The organism is Phytopseudomonas dryadis (assembly GCF_004327355.1).
GTDB lineage: Bacteria > Pseudomonadota > Gammaproteobacteria > Pseudomonadales > Pseudomonadaceae > Aquipseudomonas > Aquipseudomonas dryadis.
This window is the reverse complement of the sequence record NZ_QJUM01000003.1, coordinates 76,364-97,144: the sequence shown is the minus strand read 5'-3', so window position 1 is coordinate 97,144 and position 20,781 is coordinate 76,364. Positions and strand designations below refer to the sequence as shown.

Here is a 20,781-nt window from a genome sequence, read left to right as displayed (position 1 = left end):
GACCGGGCATGGCCGAAACTCTAGACTGGATGCCGGTCGTCCAGGGGCGACCGGCACTTCCCTGTCGCCTCAGTTGGCGACGATATTGACCAGCTTGCCGGGCACCACGATGACCTTGCGGATCGTCAGCCCCTCGGTGAAACGTTGTACGTTCTCGTTGCCGCGTGCCGCCGCCTCGATGGCTTCGCGGCTGGCATCGGCCGGTACGTCGATCTGCCCGCGCAGCTTGCCGTTGACCTGGATGACCAGTTGCAGGCTGTCCTGCACCAGGGCCGATTCGTCCAGTGCCGGCCAGGCGGCGTCGATGATCGCCTCCTCGTGGCCCAGCTCCTGCCACAGCGCATGGCTGATGTGCGGGGTGATCGGCGCCAGCAGCAGGGCGACGGTTTCCAGGCCTTCCTGAAGCAGGGCGCGCTGCTGATCGGTATCCTGGGCGGCTTTCTCCAGCACGTTCATCAGGGTCATCACCGCGGCAATGGCGGTGTTGAACTTGTGGTGCTGGCCGACATCCTGGGTGGCCTGCCTGATCGCCAGGTGGATGGCGCGGCGCACGTCCTTGCCGGCGTCGTCCAGCGTGCCGGCGTCGAGTACGCCGGGCAGGCCCTGGCTGACGTGAGCCTGGGCCAGACGCCAGACGCGGCGCAGAAAACGGCTGGCGCCTTCGACACCGGAGTCCGACCATTCCAGGCTCATGTCGGGTGGCGAGGCGAACATCATGAACAGGCGGCAGGTGTCGGCGCCGTAGGCATCGATCATGGCCTGCGGGTCGACGCCGTTGTTCTTCGACTTGGACATCTTCTCGGTGCCGCCGATTTCCACCGGCAGGCCGTCGCTTTTCAGCCGGGCGGCGATGACCTTGCCCTTGGCGTCGCGCTCGATCTCGACGTCGGCCGGGTTGAACCAGTCCTTGCCGCCGTTCTCGGCGATGCGGAAGTAGGTGTCGGCGACCACCATGCCCTGGGTCAGCAGGTTCTTGAACGGCTCGTTGGACGACAGCAGACCTTCGTCACGCATCAGCTTGTGGAAGAAGCGCGCATAGAGCAGGTGCAGGATGGCGTGTTCGATACCGCCGATGTACTGGTCGACCGGCAGCCAGTGATTGGCCGCGGCCGGGTCGACCATGCCGCCGGTGTAGTGCGGCGAGGCATAGCGGGCGAAATACCAGGACGACTCGACGAAGGTGTCCATGGTGTCGGTTTCGCGCTTGGCCGGCGCCCCGCATTTCGGGCAGCTGCATTCATAGAATTCGGGCAGGCGCGCCAGCGGCGAGCCGGCGCCGTCGGGCACCACGTCCTCGGGCAGTACCACCGGCAACTGATCTTCCGGTACCGGCACGTCGCCGCAGGCGTCGCAGTGGATGATCGGGATCGGACAGCCCCAGTAGCGCTGGCGGCTGATGCCCCAGTCGCGCAGGCGGAACTGGGTGCGCGAGGCGCCCAGGTTCTTCTTCAGCAGGGCGACCTCGATGGCGTCGAAGGCGCCGGCGAAATCCAGGCCGTCGAATTCGCCGGAGTTGATCAGTTGGCCATGCTCGCCATAGGCGGCCTGCCAGGGCGCCGGCGTTTCGTCGCCGGCACTGGTGCGGACCACGGCCTTGATCGGCAACCGGTACTTGCTGGCGAATTCGAAATCGCGCTCGTCGTGAGCCGGTACCGCCATCACCGCGCCGTCGCCGTAGTGCATCAGCACGTAGTTGGCGACCCACACCGGCAGTTTCTCGCCGGTCAGCGGATGCTCGACGAACAACGGCGTCGGCATGCCGCGTTTTTCCTGGGTGGCGACGTCGGCCTCGGCCACGCTGCCGCTCTTGCATTCGTCGATGAAGGCCTGCAGCTCGGCGTTGCCCTGGGCGGCGAGGGTGGCCAGCGGATGCTCGGCGGCCACCGCGACGTAGGTCGCGCCCATCAGGGTATCGGGGCGGGTGGTGAAGACCTTCAGGGTGCCGGCTTCGCCGATCGAGGCCTGGTCGTAGGGGAACTGCACTTCCATGCCGCGGGATTTGCCGATCCAGTTGCGCTGCATGGTCTTGACCTGTTCCGGCCAGCCATCCAGTTCGTCCAGGCTGCTCAAGAGTTCATCCGCGTAGGCGGTGATCTTGAAGTAGTACATGGGGATTTCGCGCTTCTCGATCAGCGCGCCGGAGCGCCAGCCGCGGCCGTCGATGACCTGTTCGTTGGCCAGTACGGTCTGGTCGATCGGGTCCCAGTTCACGGTGCCGTTCTTGCGGTAGATCACGCCCTTTTCGAACAGGCGGGTGAACAGCCATTGTTCCCAGCGGTAGTAGTCCGGCTTGCAGGTGGTGACTTCGCGCGACCAGTCGATGGCCAGACCCAGGCTCTTGAGCTGGGTCTTCATGTAGTCGATGTTCTCGTAGGTCCACTTGGCCGGTGCCACGTTGTTCTTCATCGCGGCGTTTTCCGCCGGCATGCCGAAGGCGTCCCAGCCCATGGGCTGCAGCACGTTCCTGCCCTGCATGCGCTGGTAGCGGGCGATGACGTCGCCGATGGTGTAGTTGCGCACGTGACCCATGTGCAGCTTACCGCTCGGGTAGGGGAACATCGACAGGCAATAGAACGTGTCCTTGCCGGGCTGCTCACTCACTACAAAGGATTTCTGCGCGTCCCAGTGGGACTGCGCGGCGGCTTCGATTTCGCGTGGCTGATACTGTTCGTGCATGGCTACTGGCGCTAGGGAAAGGGACTTTCGGGAAACGCCGTAGCATACATGACCCCCCTTGACTGAGGGAAACCCTGATTGCGGCCGGTCCGGATTCATCGCCGTTTGTCGCGGCATCCTGCCGCACTGCGGGCGGACGCTAAGCTTGTCGAAGGAACGCCGGGCCCTCGGGAGCGGCGCCGGTTTCGCCACGCTCGGGCCTGGCCCTCAACGCCGCGCGGCAGGGACAAGGGCCGCGCCCGCTCCCTGCCGCGCGGCGTGTGCGGCGCACGGACAGGCGCGAGGTGTGCCCGGCATTCGTTCCTGCGCGGCTGGTGCGCGAAGACGCGCCAGGCATTCACGGTAGAACGGGCCCGGCCCTGCGGCTTGCGCCGAAACGGCAACAAACCCTAGGTGAGGTGAGCGATGGGGCAGGCGGGACAAGCGGAAAACAAAGGCGACCCCTATGGTCAGTTGCTGCAGCGACTGACGTCTGCGCTGCATGAGGCCGACAGCCTGGCCCGCCTTTCCGACGAGCCCGCCTCGGAGCTGGAAGTGCGCGGGCTGTCGGCTTCGGAACTGGCGATGATCCGTGCCTACCTGGCCAATGACCGCGACTGGCTGCGGATCTGGCATACGGCCGCCGCCGAGCAGGTGTCGGCCGCTGGCGCAGGTGTCGCCCCGCCGTTCAGGCGCAGGGCCGTGCTGTGTTGCCGCGGTTGTGGCGCGGCGCTGACGCCCCATGGCTGTCCCACTTGTGGCTGCCCTCGCTGATCGGACTTTGAGCGTCACCCACGCTGCGCCCTGCATCTCGGCACTCGTATCGTGTCAACCATGAAATGTCGGACTCCCGTGGATACCGTCTTGCAGAACCCGTTCGGAATCAGGGGGCGTCCGTCGACCCCGGCGCGATGCGCTGGCGATAAATTGCGCTATGGCCACGATTCGCCGCGAGGTCGCGGCTCCCACACGAATGTGGCCATGCTGCACGCTTATGGCTGAATCCCCTGTCGATACCGCACGAGCGACATTTGATCTGTGTCGCGGCACTAGCAGGTAGTTTTTCAACAGCCTGCTAGCGCTTGCACTGAAAGGGGAACAGCTCCTAGGCTTCGACGCTTCCATGGAGGTGCTCGATGCCGTTTCGCTATTTCCTCAAGCAAGTGTTCATGCCGCCCGGCCTGCTGTTGCTCCTGCTGCTGCTGGCCTGGTTTCTGCGGCGACGCTTTCCGCGCCTGGCGGCGACCTGTTTCGCCCTCGGCCTGGGCGGCCTGTGGTTGATGAGCCTGCCGGTGGCGGTGGAATGGTCGGCGCGTCTGCTCGAACGTGAACCCGCCCTGCATCAGGATCAGTGGGCGTCACTGGCGCAGCGCGCCGATGCCATCGTCGTCCTGGGTGGCGGCCGTGAGCGTGCCGATCCGGCCTGGGGCGGCGATCAGCCCAGTGCCATGGCCCTGGAGCGTACCCGCTATGCCGCGCGTCTGGCCAAGGCCTCCGGCCTGCCGGTGCTGACCAGCGGCGGGCTGCATTTCGGCCAGCCGCCCAGCGAGGCGGCGCTGATGGCCGAGGTCATGGCGCTGGACATGGGCGTCGCGGTGCGCTGGCGCGAGGAGCGCAGCCGCACCACCTGGGAAAACGCCGTGGAAAGCGCCGCCATGCTCGAGGGCACCGGCGTGCGCCGGGTGGTGCTGGTCACCCAGGCCTGGCACATGCCGCGCTCGCGCTGGAGTTTCGAGCGGGCCGGCTTCGAGGTGGTGGCGGCGCCGGTGGGTTTCCTCGGCGTGGCCAACGGGCGCCCGGCGGGCGGCTGGCTGCCGGAGGGCAAGGCCCTGTGGCAAAGCACCTTGCTGCTCAATGAGCTGATCGGCGCGCTGGCCTATCCGTTGGCGTATGGACGATAGCTGTCAGCTTCAAGCCAAGCCATAAGTACGGCTTGGCTCCCGCTTCTACTTGCGGCTTGTGGCTTGCAGCTTGCGGCTATTACCCACCAACGCCCAACCTGGCAACACCACCCAGATCAGCCGCGTAGGATGGGTGCAACCCATCGGCAATTGATGGGTTGCACCTGCGCGGCCCGACCCATCCTACTTGCTGCTGTCGCGGCTGAAGCCCCTCCTACGGGTTGTGCTGGAGCTGATCCTTGCGGCGTCTGACGAGGGCCCATCCCAGCAGCAGGGTGCCGGTGGCGATCAGCGGCCAGGAGCGCCACCGCAGGTAGGGCGTGAGCTGCTGCATGGGCTGCACTTCGCCATAGAGAATGCCCTGCTCGAACTGCGGCAGTTGTTCGCTGATGCGGCCGAAGGGATCGATCAGCACGGTCATGCCGTTGTTGGTGGCGCGGATCATCCAGCGTCCGGCTTCCAGGGCGCGCATCTGCGCCATTTGCAGGTGCTGCAGGGGGCCGATCGAGGTGCCGAACCAGGTGTCGTTGCTCACCGTCAGCAGCAGCTCGCTCTGGGCCGCGAGGCCGGCGGCGAACTCCGGGTAGACCACCTCGTAGCAGATGTAGGTGGCGATGCGGTAGCCCTTGGCTTCCAGCAGTGGCTGTTCGGCCGAGCCGCGGGCGAAGTCGGACATGGGCAGGTCGAAGAAGGCGATCAGGCCGCGCAACACCTCCTGCAGGGGCACGTATTCGCCGAACGGCACCAGCTTCTGCTTGAGGTAGTCGCCGCTGCCCTGGCCGAGCACGCTGACGCCGTTGTAGTAGCGCGGCTCGCCCCGTTCGTTGGCCTGGCGGATGGGCACGCCGGTGATCAGCGCGCTGTTCCGGTCGCTGGCGAAACGATCCATCACGCCGAGGTAGCCGATGGCCTGTTCCTTGAGCACCGGTACCGCGGTTTCCGGCCACACCAGCAGATCCGTCGGCCGGGTGCTGAAACTCATGTCGCGGTACAGCGCCAGTTGCGCATTGAGCTGTGCCGGGTCCCACTTCATGTTCTGCCCGACATTGCCTTGCAGGGCCGCGACGCTCAGCGGCTGGCCGGCCGGTTGGGTCCAGGCGTGGCCTTTGAGCGCGGCACCGATCAGCCAGGGCGCGAACAGCAAGACGACGGCGGCGGCCAGGGCCTGTTTGCGCCGATACAGGCGCGGCAGGTTGGCCAGCAGCGCCGCGCTCAGGGCCAGGCTGAACGACAGCAGCCAGACGCCGCCCAGCGGCGCCAGGCCGGCGAGCGGGCCGTCGAGCTGGCTGTAGCCGGCGTAGAGCCAGGGGAAGCCGGTGAGGAACCAGCCGCGGAAGGCTTCCTGGGCCGTCCACAAGGCGGCGAAGGCCAGGGCATCGCCCAGCGGCGCCTGCCGACGGCGCAGCCACACTGCCCACAGCCAGGCGGCCAGGGCGAAGAACAGGCCGAGGCCGGCGACGAAACCGAGGGTCAGGAAGGCCGCCAGGGGCGGCGAGGCCGCGCCGTAGTCGTGGATGCTGACGTAGACCCAGCTGGTGCCAGAGGCGAACAGGCCGAAGCCGTAGCACCAGCCGCGCCAGGCGGCCTGGCGCGGCGTCAGTTCGCCCAGGCCGCGGTAGAACAGGGCGATCGACAGCAGCGCCAGCGGCCAGATGCCGTAGGGCGCCAGGGCCAGGGTGGTCAGGGCGCCCGCCAGCAGGGCGATCAGGTGGCCGGGCCAGCCGGGACGGAACAGTCGATTCATCAGGATGCTCGCGAGAGAGGAGGAGGTAGGCGCCCCACCAATGGCGGGGCGCTACAGCACGTCAGCGGGCCAGGGGGGTCAGGCGCAGCAGGTGCACGCGGCGGCTGTCGGCATTGAGCACGCGGAAGCGGAACTCGCCGATCACCGTCACTTCGTTGCGTTTGGGCAGGTGGCCGAAGGCGCTCATCACCAGGCCGCCGACGGTGTCGAATTCGTCGTCGGAGAAGTCGGTGGCGAAGGCCTCGTTGAAGTTCTCGATGGGCGTCAGCGCCTTGACCAGGAAGTCGCCGCTGGGCAACGGTTTGACGTAGCTGTCTTCCTCGACGTCGTGTTCGTCCTCGATGTCGCCGACGATCTGCTCGAGGACGTCCTCGATGGTCACCAGGCCGGCGACGCCGCCGTATTCGTCGATCACCACCGCCATGTGGTTGTGGTTGGCGCGGAACTCGCGCAGCAGCACGTTGAGGCGCTTGGATTCGGGCACGAAGGTGGCCGGGCGCAGCATGTCGCGGATGTTGAAGTCGGCCTGGTCGCCCAGCAGCAGTGGCAGCAGATCCTTGGCCAGGAGGATGCCGATGATGTCGTCCAGGGTCTCGCCGATCACCGGGTAGCGCGAGTGCGCCGCCTCGATGATCACCGGCAGGAATTCCTTCGGCGCCTGGGTGGCCTTGATGGTGACCACCTGGGAGCGTGGGACCATGATGTCGCGTACCTGCAGGTCGGCGACCTGGATGGCGCCTTCGACAATGGCCAGCGCTTCGCTGTCGAGCAGCTTGTTCTGGTGCGCTTCGCGCAGGACTTCCAGCAGTTCCTGGCGGTTCTTCGGCTCATGAGCAAAAGCCTGGGTCAGCTTGTTCAGCCAGGACTTCTGCTCGTTGCTCGATCGGTCTTCGCTCATGGGGGTTTACTCGGGATCCTTGCGTCTAGTCGTCGTCGGCATACGGGTCGGGATGACCCAGCTCGGCGAGCAATATTCGTTCCAGCGCTTCCATTTCCTCGGCTTCCTCATCATCGATGTGGTCGTAGCCGAGCAGATGCAGGCAGCCGTGTATCACCAGGTGCGCCCAGTGGGCGTCCAGGCTCTTGCCCTGTTCGCTGGCCTCGCGCTCGACCACCGGCACGCAGATCACCAGATCGCCGAGCAGCGGAATATCCAATAAATCGTCGGGGACGTCGGCGGGGAAGGACAGCACGTTGGTGGCGTAGTCCTTGTGCCGCCAGGTGCGGTTGAGTTCGCGGCCTTCGCTTTCGTCGACCAGGCGGATGGTCAGCTCCGAGTCGGCGCTGCGCTGGCGCAGGGCCAGTTCGCACCAGCGCCGGAAGTCGCTTGTCGCGGGCAGGCGGCCGCCGTCACTGGCGACCTGCAGATCCAGCTCGATCATCAGTCGGCCCTGGCACCCGGGTCGTTGTCCGCCGGGCGGCGGTCGAAGGGCTGCTGCTGGGCCTCGAAGCGCTCGTAGGCCTCGACGATGCGCTGCACCAGCGGGTGACGCACCACGTCCTTGGGCTTGAAGTGGGTGAAGCTGATGCCCGGTACGTCGCGCAGCACCTCGATCACGTGGGTCAGGCCGCTCTTGGTGCCGCGCGGCAGGTCGACCTGGGTGATGTCGCCGGTGATCACCGCGGTGGAGCCGAAGCCGATCCGGGTAAGGAACATCTTCATCTGTTCCAGGGTGGTGTTCTGGCTTTCGTCGAGGATGATGAAACTGTTGTTCAGCGTGCGGCCGCGCATGTAGGCCAGCGGCGCGACCTCGATGACCTGCTTCTCGATCAGCTTGGCCACCTGCTCGAAACCGAGCATCTCGTAGAGGGCGTCGTACAGCGGGCGCAGGTAGGGGTCGATCTTCTGCGACAGGTCGCCGGGCAGGAAGCCCAGTTTCTCGCCGGCCTCGACCGCCGGACGCACCAGCAGGATGCGGCGGATCTGCTCGCGCTCCAGGGCATCGACGGCACAGGCCACGGCCAGGTAGGTCTTGCCGGTACCGGCCGGGCCGATGCCGAAATTGATGTCGTGATCCAGGATCGCCTTGACGTAGCGCTGCTGGTTGGCGCCGCGCGGGCGGATCATGCCCTTGCGCGTGCGCAGGGCCACGCTGGCCTCGACCGTGGGGTTGTTCAGCTCCTCGATCCCCGATTCCTGCAGGAACAGGTGCACCAGGTCCGGCGACAGCTCGGTGCTCTGGGTCTCGCGGTACAGGCGGCGCAGCAGGTTTTCGGCAGAGGTGGTCTGCTCTGGTTCGCCGAGCAGTTCGAACTGATTACCGCGGTTGCGGATCTCGATACCCAGGCGTGCTTCGATCAGGCGCAGATGTTCGTCGAATTGCCCGCTGAGATTAGCGAAGCGCTTGGCTTCAAAGGGTTCGAGGGTGAAGCGATGAGGTTCTATGGAAGTATTCAAAGTCGTATTTTGGCCGCCAGTCGGCTGAATTGAAGGCAGAGAATAGCGCTAGCCGTCGCCGGGGGAAAGCACAGCCGATGACCGCGCTGTGGGTGATTGATCAACGCCCGTGATTGCATGAGATCGCTCCCTGGGTATCGCTGCGCTCAACGCCAGGCTACCTGTGTAGGGTGGATGACGCCTTTTTCATCCACCGGTGGTGCCTGGGTGGTGGACGATGAGGCGTCGTCCACACTACGGGGAGCATGCTCAATGACGCTCGATCAGCGAGCCACGCAGCGAGTGTGGCAGGGCTTCGTCGATGTGCACGTCGACGAACTGACCGATCAGGCGCGGATTGTCGCACTGGAAGTTGACGATACGATTGTTCTCGGTGCGGCCCTGGAGCTTGCCCGGGTCCTTTTTCGAGAAGTCGCTGACCAGGATGCGCTGCACGCTGCCGACCATGCGCCGGCTGTTCTCGAAGCCCTGCTGGTTGAGGCGGTTCTGCAGGATCTGCAGGCGCTGCTTCTTCACCTCGTCCGGGGTGTCGTCGGCCAGATCGGCCGCCGGCGTGCCGGGGCGCGAGCTGTAGACGAAGGAGTAGGAGAAGTCGAAGCCGACGTCCTGCACCAGCTTCAGGGTCTGCTCGAAGTCCTTCTCGGTTTCCCCGGGGAAGCCGATGATGAAGTCGGAGCTGATGACGATGTCCGGCACCGCGGCTTTCAGCTTGCGGATCCGCGACTTGTATTCCAGCGCCGTGTGGTTGCGCTTCATCGCCGCGAGGATGCGGTCGGAGCCCGACTGCACCGGCAGGTGGACGAACTTGACCAGTTCCGGGATCTCGGCGTGGGCCCTGATCAGCGCATCGGAGAACTCCAGCGGGTGGCTGGTGGTGTAGCGGATGCGGTCGATGCCGTCGACGGCGGCGACCAGGTACAGCAGCTCGGCGAAATCGGCGATGCCGCCGTCACGGGTTTCGCCACGGTAGCCGTTGACGTTCTGCCCGAGCAGGGTCACTTCGCGCACGCCGTGCTCGGCCAGGTGGATGATCTCGCCGAGCACGTCGTCCAGCGGCCGGCTGACCTCCTCGCCGCGGGTGTAGGGCACCACGCAGAAGGTGCAGTACTTGCTGCAGCCTTCCATCACCGAGACGAAGGCGCTGGGGCCATCGACCCGGGGTTCGGGCAGGCGGTCGAATTTCTCGATCTCGGGGAAGGAGATGTCGACCTGGGCGACCCGGGTGCTGCGGGCGGCGTCGATCATCTCCGGCAGGCGGTGCAGGGTCTGCGGGCCGAACACCACGTCGACGTAGGGCGCGCGATCACGGATCGCCGCGCCTTCCTGGCTGGCCACGCAACCGCCGACACCGATCACCAGGTCGGGGTTTTCCAGTTTCAGCTCGCGCCAGCGGCCGAGCTGGGAGAACACCTTGTCCTGGGCCTTTTCCCGGATCGAGCAGGTATTGAGCAGGATGACGTCGGCATCCTCCGGCCGGTCGGTGACTTCCAGGGCCTGATGCTCGCCCAGCAGGTCGACCATGCGCGAGCTGTCGTACTCGTTCATCTGGCAACCGTGGGTTTCGATATAGAGCTTCTTGGTCATGGGGTGCCGGCTGAGTGAAAAATGACCGCACATTATAGAAGCGCAGCCGCAAGCTTCAAGCCACAAGCGACAAGTAGGAGCGAAAGCTTTGACTGTGGTGGTAACGCCACGTCAGGTAGCCCGGGTCGAGCGCAGCGACACCCGGGGAGGCGCCACCTGGGTATCGCTGCGCTCAACCCAGGCTACGGGCTGCAAGTGAGAGCAAGAGCTTGAGTTAGATTTTGCAGGGGGCGCCACACTAGCTTGCAGCTTGCAGCCTTGTGCTATCCTTCGCGCCCTCTTTTTGCAGCCTACTTCGTCAATCCATGAGCAAGCGCGAACCTATCTACAAGGTGATATTCCTCAACCAGGGTCAGGTGTACGAGATGTACGCCAAGCAGATCTATCAAAGCGATCTGTGGGGATTCCTGGAGGTCGAGGAGTTCGTCTTCGGCGAGCGCACCCAGGTGGTGGTCGACCCCAGCGAGGAAAAGCTCAAGGCGCAGTTCGACGGCGTCGTGCGCAGCTTCGTGCCCATGCATTCGATCGTACGCATCGACGAGGTCGAGCGCCTCGGCACGCCGAAGATCAGCGAAGCGAAAGGCGGCGGCAACATCATGCCGTTCCCCATGCCGATGCCGGACAAGTAAGCCTCAAGCCTCAAGCGGCAAGCCGAGCGTTGTTGCCAGTGGGAAGCGATCACCTTTCCAGGATGGTTGTTGGGCATGAGAGAGGAATCGCGGATGCTTTTTCTTGAAGCTTGCTTCTATTTCAATGGCGCGAAAGGCGACAGGCCGTCGGCGGCCTGCAGTTCCTGCAGGTAGTTGCGGAAGATCTGTCCCAGCACTTGGGTGGCGACGTCCAGTTCGGCGCGGGGCATCTGCGCCGAGACTTCGTCGGCGCTGTCCATGGCTTCGTCCGAGCCGTTGACCGCGGCCATCTTCAGCACGATATAGGCCTGCACGTTGTTCGCGGCAACGCCCTCGCCGCGGAAGAACATCATGCCCAGGTGGTACTGCGCCTGCGGGTGGCCTTGCAGCGAGGCGCGTTCGAACCAGCTCAGCGCCTGCTCCAGGTCACGCGCTTCGCCTTCGCTCTGGTAGTAGTACTCGCCCAGTTCGTATTCGGCTTGCGGGTCGCCGTCTTCCGCTGCCTGGCGACAGGCCCGCAGGGCCTCGGGGAGGTCTTCGGGGGCGCTATTCAGCGAGCAGCTGCCGGTTGCCGGGATCAGCAATGAGTTGCCGCCCGCGAAGGCGAGCAGTGGCAGCAGGAGCAACAGGCAGCCCAGGGACAGGGTGCGGCCGGTGCGGTTCATGAAGATCCGAATACCTCGAGGTGCTGGGGGCGGCGGCGAACGAAATGCGTTCGACATCACATTATGAAATAAGCCACCCCGTTCTTACAAAGTGTTTGCCGGCTTTTCTGCCCCATCGTGGCGCGTGTACCGCGCTGCTATCCTATCTGCGCATCGCGCCCTGATACGGCTCAAGCCGGCGGCTGACAGTCCTTATAGACGATCAGCCGCGCAACCACAGGTTCCACCATTAATGCGCGGCAATAAGAACCTGCCGCGCATGACTGGCCGATTCCTACGCCTGCTTGAGGATGGCGAACGCGCGCTCGGCGGCGTCCAGGGTCAGTTTCAGCTCGGCCTCGCCATGGGCGATGGAGGTGAAACCCGCCTCGAACGCGCTCGGGGCCAGGTACACGCCGCCTTCCAGCATCAGGTGGAAGAAGCGCTTGAAGCGCTCGGCATCGCTGGCCATCACGTCGTCGAAGGTAACAATGTCGTCGGCGCCGCTGAAATACAGGCCGAACATACCGCCGGCCTGGGTGGTGACGAAGGGGATGCCGGCGGCATCGGCACGGTCCTGCAGGCCTTGCAGCAGGCGCTCGGTGTAGTCGCTCAGTTCGCTGTGGAAGCCCGGGCGGCTGATCAGTTTGAGGGTGGTCAGGCCGGCGGCCATGGCCAGCGGGTTACCCGACAGGGTGCCGGCCTGATAGACCGGGCCGAGCGGCGCGATCCTCTCCATGATCGCGCGTTTGCCGCCGAAGCAGCCGACCGGCATGCCGCCGCCGATGATCTTGCCGAAGGTGGACAGGTCCGGGGTCACGCCATAGTGCGCCTGGGCACCGCCGAGGGCGACGCGGAAACCGGTCATCACTTCGTCGAAGATCAGCACCACGCCGTGCTGGTCGCACAGGCTGCGCAGACCCTCGAGGAAACCCGGCGCCGGTGGCACGCAGTTCATGTTGCCGGCCACCGGCTCGACGATGATGCAGGCCACTTCGTTGCCGACCTTGCTGAGCATCTCGGCGGCTGCGTCGATATCGTTGAAGGGCAGGGTCAGGGTGTGCCTGGCGAAGGCCGCCGGCACGCCGGCGGAGCTGGGCACGCCCTGGGTCAGGGCGCCGGAGCCGGCCTTGACCAGCAGGCTGTCGGAGTGGCCGTGGTAGCAGCCTTCGAATTTGATGATGCTGTCGCGGCCGGTGTAGCCACGGGCCAGGCGGATGGCGCTCATGGTCGCTTCGGTGCCGGAGCTGACCATGCGCACCATGTCCATCGACGGCACCAGCGCGCAGACCAGGTCGGCCATTTCGGTTTCCATGGCCGTCGGCGCGCCGTAGGACAGGCCGTGTTCGAGCTGGCGGCGCACCGCGTCGATCACCTCGGGGTGGCTGTGGCCGAGGATCATCGGCCCCCAGGAGCCCACGTAGTCGACATAGCGCTTGTCGTCCTCGTCCGTCACGTAGGCGCCGATGGCATGCTTGAAGAACAGCGGCGTGCCGCCGACGCTGCGGAACGCGCGCACTGGCGAGTTGACGCCGCCGGGGATGTGTTTCTGGGCATTGGCGAAAAGCAGTTCGGAGCGGGACATGGCGGATTCTCTCTACAAAAAGGTGGATCAGGCCTGCTGCTCGAACAGGGCGCTGAAGGCCCGTGCGCGACGCTCTACCTCGGCGGCGGAGTTGGCGGCGAACAGGGCGTGGATCACGGCGATCATGCTGGCGCCGCGCTCGATCAGCGGCGCGGCGTTGTGCAGGTCGATGCCGCCGATGGCGACGATTGGCAGTTGCAGGCGCGCCCGTGCGGTTTCCAGCAGGTCGAGCGTGGCCGCGGGGGCGCCGGGTTTGGTGTTGGAGTTGAAGAAGCGGCCGAAGGCCACGTAGCTGGCGCCTTCCCTGACCGCCTGTTCAGCCAGGGGCAATTGCGCGTGGCAGGTGCCGCCGATGATCGCCTTGCGGCCGAGCAGGGCGCGGGCGACGGCGAGCGAGCCGTCGTCCTGGCCCAGGTGCAGGCCGACGCCCAGGCGCGCGGCCAGTTCGGCGTCGTCGTTGATGATCAGCGCCGCGCCATAGCGGTTGCACAGCTCGCGCAGCGCCTCGGCCTGGCGCAGCCGGCGCGCCTCGTCGCCGGACTTGTCGCGATACTGCAGCACGCGGGCGCCGCCGTTGAGGGCGGCTTCGACATAGGGCAGCAGCTTGCCGTCGGCGAGCAATTGGCTATCGGTGATGGCGTACAGGCCACGCAGTTTCATGGATGCGTCCCGTCAGCTGAAATCGAGGGGCAGGCGGCGGGGCACGAACTGGCCGCGGCCGGGCTGTTCGGCGTCACGCAAGGTGCGCCAGGTGTAGTCCAGGGCGCTTTTCACCGCACTGATCAGCTCTTCGCCGAGGGCCAGGCGTCCGGCCAGGGTGCTGGCCAGGGTGCAGCCGGAGCCGTGGTAGCTGCCGGGCAGGCGCGGGCAGGTGAAGGTGTGCTGGCCGCCGTCCTGCAGGTACAGGCGGTTGTGCACGTCGCGCTCGTCGCCATGGCCGCCGGTGATCAGCAGGTGGCGGATATGCGGCAGCAGCTTGTCCGCGCACTGGTCGGGCGTGCCGTCCGGCAGCTCGGCGAGGATGCGCGCTTCCGGCAGGTTCGGGGTGGCGATGGTGGACGCGGCGAACAGGCGTTCGCGCAGGGCGTAGCCGACTTCGTCCTTGCCCAGGGCGCCGCCGCCGCCGGCGCGCAGCACCGGGTCGCAGACCAGCGGCACGCCCGGCAGCTCGTCCATGATCATCAGCACCGTTTCGACCATTTCCACCGAGCCGAGCATGCCCAGCTTGACCGCCGCCACCGGCATGTCGGCGATCACGGCATGGGCCTGGGCCAGCACCCAGTCGCGGTCGAGCACGCGGAAGTCGCTGACGTTCACGGTGTCCTGCACGGTCAGCGCGGTGACCGCCGGCGCCGCATGGCAACCCTGGGCGAGCAGGGCCTCGATATCGGCCTGCAGACCGGCACCGCCGCTCGGGTCGTGGCCGGACAGGCACAGCACCACCGGCCGCGAGGGGGCCAGACGGGCGCTGCTGCGCGGGTAATCGGGAAGGCCGAAATCGATCATCTGTGTCGCGGTTTCCGGTTGACGGGTACGGCGGCGGCCGCGGTACCTGGTTGAGCGGGGCTCGCACCGGCGGCTGGCCGGCGGGATTTTCGTGGGGCGCGAGTTTAACATTTGCCGGGCATGGCGTCGCTAACCACCCTGCGAGCCACGGCTCGCCTATCCGTCATTCGGCGTGGCGGGTCGCTTTTGCGCCGCTGCCCATGCATCATTCCCGGCCCTGTGCCGCTGCCTTCGCCAAACCATGAACCTGCGTTTCTACCTGATCGCGATGACCGCCCTGGCGGTGGTGACCGACAACCTGATCATTCCCTTCTATCCGCAGTACTTCGCCGAGCGCTTCGGCAATCCGCCGCCCGAGCATGTCGGCCTGTACCTGGCGGCCATCAGCCTGACGGTGATGGCGGTGTTCCCGCTGTGGGCGCGGCTGGCCAAGCGGGTGCACCCGGTGCGCATCCTGATCGGCGCACAGTTCATGGCCGGTACGCTGACGGCGGCGTTGACCTTCATCGATTCGTTGCCGCTGTTCTGGGTGGTGTCGCTGGTGATGATCGTGTTCAAGGGCAGCTACCTGCTGATGTATCCCTATGTGATGAGCCTGCAGGAGCAGGACAATCACACCCAGACCATCGGCACGCTGTCGGTGGTGGTGCATTTCGGCGCCATACTGGGCGCCGCCGCCGGTGGCCTGATCCTGCAGGTGATGGCGATCGGCGATGTGTTCCTGGTGATGGCCGCTGGCGATTTCATCCAGATGGCCATCTGCATGCACCTGATCCGCGGCCATCTGCCCCATGGCCAGGCGCCGGCCCCGGAGGAGGGCAACGATGGGCTTGCCGTGCCCGCGGCGCCGCGCAGCCTGGTGGCGATCTACAAGCTCTGCGTGGTGATGCTGCTGTTCTACTTCGTCGCCTATGTCACCCGGCCGTTCTTCGCCGTGTATTGGCAGCAGGTGGCGACCTGGAACAGCGAGCTGATGGCCGGTTTCGTCTATTCGCTGCCCGGCGCCGTGGCGGTGTTCGCCCTCTGGTGGAGCAAGCGCGCCGCCAGCCAGGGTTCCACCCGCGACGGCATCCTCGCCGGCCTGCTGCTAGGCGCCGCGGCGACCTTCATCCAGGGCTTCGACGACCAGTGGCTGATCCTCCTGGGCCGCGTGCTGTTCGGCTGGGCGCTGTATCAGGTCACGGTACGCCTGGATGCCCTGCTGTTCGAGCTGAGCACCCCGGACAACTACGGGGTGGATTTCAGCAAGATCAATATCTTCCAGTGCCTGGGAACCATGGGTGCTTCCTACGGCGCCGGGCTGCTGGTCAGCCACTACGGCCAGCACATGCCGTTCTGGGTGGGCGCGCTCGGCCTGCTGATCACCGCCGCGCTGTTTCCGTTGTTGATCAAGGCCGGCTCGGCGGCACCCGCATCGCGCGAATGATAATTTGGTGCATTCGCGGCGGGCGTGGTTAAATTCGTGCTCCCCATCGCCGGCCAATGGCCGCCGCTGTGTGACCGTCACCTATCTTTTCCGGGGCTGACCTGCGATGTACCAGGCCAACAGCGACCTTCTGCAAGTGCTCGAGGTGACCGCCCGTACCCTGCCGGGGCTCTCCGGACGGGTAGGCGCCAGTGGCCGCGATGAGCTCGCCTGTGGGGCCGCCGACAACCCGGCGCGTATCGCCGCCCTGTACCGGCACTGGCAGTTCGCCTGCCCGGAGGCCGGCGTGCATTACTGGACGGCGCGCACCTGGACGCTGTTGATCTGGCAACCGATCTACCTGAGCCTGCTCGGCGTGCACCTGGCCGGCCGGTTGCCCAGCCTGCAGGGTATGGGGCAATCGGTATGCGAGGGCGTGGTGTCGGGGTTCTGCCTGCCCGAGCATGCCCCGCGGCGAGCCCACGAGGACGCCCTGATCGGCCTGGCCGCCGAGCAACTGCGGCAACTGCTCGAGCGCCAGTTGCTGGAGTTCGACGCGGTCGTCGCCATCCACCACAAGCTGGCCCGCCGCCTCCAGGCGGACTACGTGCTGGCGGCGCTGCTGCTGATCCAGCGCCAGCGTGCGCTGGACAATGCCCGGTTGCATGAGCTGGAACAGCGCTGGCTGACGGCCCTCGGCCTGCAGGGTGGCAGCTCGCTGATCGAGGTGCGCCTGGATGACGGTCGTGCGCGCCTGGCCCTGGGGCGCAAGGTGTGCTGCCAGCATTTTCGCCGCGCCGATGGCCAGCTGTGCAGTACCTGTCCGAAACTCAAGCAGGACGAGCGCATGACGCGCCTGCGCCGGGAGCTGAGCCTCGAATGCTGCGACTGAACGATATCCAGGTGCGCCGCGACGGCCGCCTGACCCTGGCGCTGGACAGCCTGCAACTGGCCGGCGACCAGTTCACCGTGATTCTGGGGCACAACGGGTCCGGCAAATCCACGCTGATGAACCTGATCGCCCGGCAACTGCTGCCCGATAGCGGCAGCCTGGAACTCGACGGCAAACCCCTGGCGGCCTACAGCCCGCGCGACTTCGCCCGGCGCGTGGCGTTTCTGCCGCAGCGCCTGCCGGAGGTCGCCGGGTTGACCGTGCGCGAGCTGGTGCGCCTGGGGCGCTTTCCCTGGCGCGGCCTGCTCGGGCGCTGGCAGGCCGAGGATCGCCAGGTGATCGAGCTGGCCATGCAGCAGACCGATACCCTGCAGTATGCCGAGCACCTGGCCGACACCCTGTCCGGTGGCGAGCGCCAGCGCGCCTGGATCGCCATGTTGCTGGCCCAGCAGTCGCCGTTGATCCTGCTCGACGAACCCACCTCGGCACTGGATCTGGCCCACCAGTACGAGCTGATGTCGCTGCTGCGCGAGCTCAACCACGGCACTGGCCGCGGCATCGTCGCGATCCTCCACGACATCAATCTCACCGCCCGCTACGCCGACCGTATCGTGGCGCTGAAGCAGGGCCGGGTGTTCTTCGATGGCACGCCCGAGCAATTGCTGCACAGCCCCTTGCTCAGCGCCCTCTACGACATCGATATCCAGTTGATCGAGCAACCCGGCAGCGCCCGCAAGATCGCCGTGGTGGCCTGAGCATGGGATTCGTCGAGGCGCGCGATGGGCGGCCATCGGGAGCCGTGAGAAGGGGGCTGCTGCGTTACGGCCTGAGCGTCATGCTGCTCGTCCTGCTGGCCGCGCTGCACCTGCAACTGAGCACCTCGCTGCCCCTGGCCCGGCAGTGGGACTTGCTGGGCAGCGCCGTGGGCGAAGACTTCGATGCCCTGCAGTTCAACCTCTCGGCGCTGCCGCGGCTGGTCATGGCCTTGCTGGTCGGCGCGGCCCTGGGCTTGTCCGGCAGCGTGCTGCAACAACTGACGCAGAACCGCCTGGTCTCGCCGATGACCATCGGCGCCTCTTCCGGCGCCTGGCTCGGCCTGGTCTGCGTCACCCTGCTGGTGCCGGCGTTCGCCGCCAGCCATGGTCACTGGGCGGCGCTGCTCGGTGCCCTGGCCGCGGTCGGCCTGGTGCTGCTGATCGCCGGGCGCAACGGTATCGCCGGTCTGCCGGTGGTACTCGCCGGCATGGCCATGAACCTGCTGCTCGGCGCCCTGGCTTCCGGCCTGGTACTGCTCAACAACCAGTACACCAGCGGGCTGTTCGTCTGGGGCGCGGGCGATCTGGCGCAGATCGACTGGCATTGGGTGGCCTGGCTGTGGCCCAAGTTGCTGATCGGGCTGCTGGTCATCGCCCTGGCGCCACGCCCGTTGACCCTGCTGCAACTGGGCAGCGAAGGCGCCCAGGCGCGGGGGCTGAACCTGTGGCCGGTGATGCTGGCGCTGTTTCTGGTGTCGCTCTGGATGACCGCGGTGTCGATCACCGCGGTCGGGCTGATCGGCTTCATCGGCCTGCTGACGCCCAACCTGGCGCGTCTGTTCGGCGCCCGCCGCTCGCGCGACGAACTGCTCTACAGCACCCTGCTCGGTGGCGCCCTGCTGCTCGCCACCGACGCCATGGCGCTGCTGGCCAACCGCTGGACGGCCGACCTGGTGCCCAGCGGCGCCGCTGCCGCGTTGATCGGAGCGCCAGCGCTGTTGTGGCTGGCACGGCGCAAATTGTCGGCGGACGATTCCCGTGGCCTGAGCCTGCCCGAGGGCGCCGAGCGTGTGCAGCGCAAGCATGCCTGCCTGGTGCTGCTGGTGGCCCTGGCGGCTGTGCTGCTGAGCATCTGCCTGGGGCGCGGCACCGGCGGCTGGCAGTTCGACTGGCCGTCGTCGCTGATCTGGTCATTGCGCTGGCCGCGGCTGCTGACCGCCGCCGCGGCCGGTTGCGGGCTGGCCATCGCCGGGGTGCTGCTGCAACGGTTGCTGCGCAATCCCCTGGCCAGCCCGGATATCCTCGGCCTGTCGGCCGGTGCGACCCTGGCGGTGATGCTGGCGCTGATGCTGTTCGGTGGCTCCCTGCTCGGTTTTACCGCGCCCATTGCCGCTTTCGTCGGCAGCCTGGCGGTACTTGGCATACTCCTGCTGCTGGGCCGCCGGCACCAGTATTCGCCGGCGCTGATGGCGCTGGTGGGCATTTCCCTGACCGCGCTGCTCAATGCCATGCTGCAGTTCGGGCTGGCCAAGGGCACGGCGGACTCCTTCGCGCTGCTCGGCTGGCTGGCGGGTTCCACGTACCGGGTATCGGCCCAGCAGTCGCTGTGGCTGGCTGCCGGGGTGCTGTTGCTCGGCGGTCTGAGCCTGGCCTTCCAGCGGGCGCTGACGCTGATTTCCATTGGCGATGGCGTGGCCCTGAGCCGCGGCCTGGATGTGCGTTTCGCGCGCCTGGCGCTGTTGCTGCTGGTGTCGCTGCTGTGCGCGCTGGTGACCAGCCTGATGGGGCCGGTGGCCTTTCTCGGCCTGCTGGCGCCGCATATGGCGGCCATCCTCGGCGCGCGCCGGGTGCTGCCGCAGTTGCTGTTGGCCGCGGCCCTGGGCAGCGTGCTGATGCTGCTGGCCGACTGGCTGGGCCGTACCCTGATCTTCCCCCGGCAACTGCCGGTCGGCATCGTCGCCTCGGTGGTGTGCGGCAGTTACTTCGTCTACCTGTTGCTCAAGAGGCGCCTGGCATGAACCTGGTGAGGCGGATGTGCCTGCTGCTGGCACTGCTGTGCGCTGCTGGCCCGCTGGCGGCGCAGCCACGGGTGGTGGCGCTGGGCTGGGAAGCGGCCGAACACCTGCTCAAGCTGGATATCACCCCGCTGGCCGTGGCCGACGCGGGGGATTACCGTACCTGGGTGGTGCGCCCCACCTTGCCGGACGAGGTGCCGAGCGCCGGTTCGCGTACCGAGCCCAACCTGGAGCTGCTGGCGCACTTGCAACCGGAACTGATCGTGATCCCGCCGTTGCTCGAGGACATTCGCGACAAGCTCGAGCGCATCGCGCCGGTGGTGGCGTACAGCAGCTTCAGCCAGAACCATGACAACTACCTCAGTGCGCGGGACAACTACCTGGCCCTGGCCCGGCATTTCGGCCGCGAGGCGTTCGCCCGGGAGCAACTGCAGGCGATGCAGGCGCGGCTGGACGCCCTGCATCAGCGCTTGCTGGCGCACTTTCACGGGCGACTGCCGAAGGTCACGGTGATCCGCTTCTCTTCGCCCACCGCGGTGTTCATCAACGGTGACAACTCCATGGCGCAGCATGCCATGCAACTGCTGCACCTGCGCCCGGCCTATCCGTTGCCGCCCAGCCCGTGGGGCATCGTGCAGACGCCGGTGACCACCCTGGGGCGTATCGAGGGTGGGGTGATCCTGCACATCGAACCCTTCGCCCAGCAGGATCAGTTGTTCGGCACGCCCCTGTGGCGGGCCATGCCCTTCGTGCGCGACGGCCGTTTCGGCGCCATGCGCTCGACCTGGACCTATGGCGGCGTATTTTCCATCGAGTACCTGGCCGAGGCGATCGCCGAGGCGCTGCTGCGCATCGATGGGCTGCAGCGCTGAGCGCCCCGGCCGACGATTTTCCCGAGCGCACGACTTGTGCGGCAACCTCGACAGCCCCTACAGTTACCGCTATTCCGCAGCCGTGCCGTGCGCGCCGGTGTCATTGAGGAAGGATGGGGCCTTCCGACGCCGTGCGACATGGGCCTGGCTGGATATTCAGGTGCCGCTGCGCGATTCAGCCGGTTCGCGGAAGCTG

18 protein-coding genes are annotated in these 20,781 nt (G+C 66.6%); 8 read left to right on the top strand and 10 right to left on the bottom strand.

Annotated elements, in window-relative coordinates; all coding sequences use genetic code 11:
• Positions 1-69: 69 nt before the first annotated feature.
• On the bottom strand, positions 70-2,676 hold the full coding sequence (gene leuS, locus DNK34_RS03280) for a leucine--tRNA ligase (RefSeq protein ID WP_131176806.1): 2,607 nt from the start codon (positions 2,674-2,676) through the stop codon (positions 70-72).
• A gap of 405 nt (positions 2,677-3,081) precedes the next feature.
• On the opposite strand from leuS, the gene DNK34_RS03275 reads away from it, so the two are divergent.
• Together DNK34_RS03275 and DNK34_RS03270 are read left to right on the top strand one after the other, a co-directional pair.
• Entirely contained in the window at positions 3,082-3,429 is a 348-nt protein-coding gene (locus DNK34_RS03275; RefSeq protein WP_131176805.1) for a hypothetical protein, read from the top strand.
• 362 nt (positions 3,430-3,791) lie between these two features.
• Positions 3,792-4,556, top strand: a complete 765-nt coding sequence (locus DNK34_RS03270; protein WP_131176804.1) for a YdcF family protein — start codon at positions 3,792-3,794, stop codon at positions 4,554-4,556.
• 214 nt (positions 4,557-4,770) lie between these two features.
• Here the strand turns inward: DNK34_RS03270 and lnt are convergent, their stop codons facing one another.
• The 5 genes from lnt to miaB all read right to left on the bottom strand — a co-directional run bounded on the left by lnt (position 4,771) and on the right by miaB (position 10,282).
• Positions 4,771-6,300, bottom strand: coding sequence for an apolipoprotein N-acyltransferase (gene lnt / locus DNK34_RS03265; protein WP_131176803.1), 1,530 nt, complete (start codon positions 6,298-6,300; stop codon positions 4,771-4,773).
• Between the two features lie 61 nt (positions 6,301-6,361).
• Positions 6,362-7,198, bottom strand: a complete 837-nt coding sequence (locus tag DNK34_RS03260) for an HlyC/CorC family transporter (protein ID WP_131176802.1) — start codon at positions 7,196-7,198, stop codon at positions 6,362-6,364.
• Between the two features lie 25 nt (positions 7,199-7,223).
• Complete coding sequence (ybeY, locus tag DNK34_RS03255; RefSeq protein WP_131176801.1) at positions 7,224-7,682, bottom strand: rRNA maturation RNase YbeY; 459 nt, start codon at positions 7,680-7,682, stop codon at positions 7,224-7,226.
• Positions 7,682-8,698 carry a PhoH family protein gene (locus DNK34_RS03250; protein WP_131176800.1) on the bottom strand — a complete coding sequence of 339 codons (1,017 nt, stop codon included), beginning with the start codon at positions 8,696-8,698 and terminating at the stop codon, positions 7,682-7,684. Before DNK34_RS03250 ends, ybeY begins: the two co-directional genes overlap by 1 nt.
• Before the next feature lie 249 nt (positions 8,699-8,947).
• Positions 8,948-10,282, bottom strand: a complete 1,335-nt coding sequence (gene miaB / locus DNK34_RS03245; RefSeq protein WP_165496940.1) for a tRNA (N6-isopentenyl adenosine(37)-C2)-methylthiotransferase MiaB — start codon at positions 10,280-10,282, stop codon at positions 8,948-8,950.
• A gap of 305 nt (positions 10,283-10,587) precedes the next feature.
• Here miaB and DNK34_RS03240 point away from each other — a divergent pair, with 305 nt between their 5' ends.
• Positions 10,588-10,911: a DUF1820 family protein gene (locus tag DNK34_RS03240; RefSeq protein ID WP_131176798.1), complete on the top strand. Its 324-nt coding sequence runs from the start codon at positions 10,588-10,590 to the stop codon at positions 10,909-10,911.
• Positions 10,912-11,027: 116 nt separating this feature from the next.
• Here DNK34_RS03240 and DNK34_RS03235 read toward each other — a convergent pair whose 3' ends face one another.
• The 4 genes from DNK34_RS03235 to DNK34_RS03220 all read right to left on the bottom strand — a co-directional run bounded on the left by DNK34_RS03235 (position 11,028) and on the right by DNK34_RS03220 (position 14,646).
• Positions 11,028-11,576: a tetratricopeptide repeat protein gene (locus DNK34_RS03235; RefSeq protein ID WP_131176797.1), complete on the bottom strand. Its 549-nt coding sequence runs from the start codon at positions 11,574-11,576 to the stop codon at positions 11,028-11,030.
• Positions 11,577-11,850: 274 nt separating this feature from the next.
• Positions 11,851-13,140 carry a glutamate-1-semialdehyde 2,1-aminomutase gene (hemL, locus tag DNK34_RS03230; protein ID WP_131176796.1) on the bottom strand — a complete coding sequence of 430 codons (1,290 nt, stop codon included), beginning with the start codon at positions 13,138-13,140 and terminating at the stop codon, positions 11,851-11,853.
• Positions 13,141-13,167: 27 nt separating this feature from the next.
• On the bottom strand, positions 13,168-13,800 hold the full coding sequence (thiE, locus tag DNK34_RS03225; RefSeq protein ID WP_131176795.1) for a thiamine phosphate synthase: 633 nt from the start codon (positions 13,798-13,800) through the stop codon (positions 13,168-13,170).
• Positions 13,801-13,812: 12 nt separating this feature from the next.
• On the bottom strand, positions 13,813-14,646 hold the full coding sequence (locus DNK34_RS03220) for a bifunctional hydroxymethylpyrimidine kinase/phosphomethylpyrimidine kinase (RefSeq protein WP_131176794.1): 834 nt from the start codon (positions 14,644-14,646) through the stop codon (positions 13,813-13,815).
• 241 nt (positions 14,647-14,887) lie between these two features.
• On the opposite strand from DNK34_RS03220, the gene DNK34_RS03215 reads away from it, so the two are divergent.
• The 5 genes from DNK34_RS03215 to DNK34_RS03195 all read left to right on the top strand — a co-directional run bounded on the left by DNK34_RS03215 (position 14,888) and on the right by DNK34_RS03195 (position 20,585).
• A complete protein-coding gene (locus DNK34_RS03215) occupies positions 14,888-16,072 on the top strand; it encodes an MFS transporter (RefSeq protein WP_131176793.1) in 1,185 nt (394 codons plus the stop codon).
• A 106-nt stretch (positions 16,073-16,178) separates the two neighbouring features.
• On the top strand, positions 16,179-16,943 hold the full coding sequence (locus DNK34_RS03210; RefSeq protein WP_131176792.1) for a siderophore ferric iron reductase: 765 nt from the start codon (positions 16,179-16,181) through the stop codon (positions 16,941-16,943).
• A complete protein-coding gene (locus DNK34_RS03205; RefSeq protein ID WP_131176791.1) occupies positions 16,931-17,698 on the top strand; it encodes an ABC transporter ATP-binding protein in 768 nt (255 codons plus the stop codon). Before DNK34_RS03210 ends, DNK34_RS03205 begins: the two co-directional genes overlap by 13 nt.
• Before the next feature lie 2 nt (positions 17,699-17,700).
• A complete protein-coding gene (gene fhuB / locus DNK34_RS03200) occupies positions 17,701-19,716 on the top strand; it encodes a Fe(3+)-hydroxamate ABC transporter permease FhuB (protein ID WP_131176790.1) in 2,016 nt (671 codons plus the stop codon).
• Positions 19,713-20,585: an iron-siderophore ABC transporter substrate-binding protein gene (locus DNK34_RS03195; RefSeq protein WP_242675359.1), complete on the top strand. Its 873-nt coding sequence runs from the start codon at positions 19,713-19,715 to the stop codon at positions 20,583-20,585. Before fhuB ends, DNK34_RS03195 begins: the two co-directional genes overlap by 4 nt.
• Positions 20,586-20,781 lie beyond the last annotated feature (196 nt).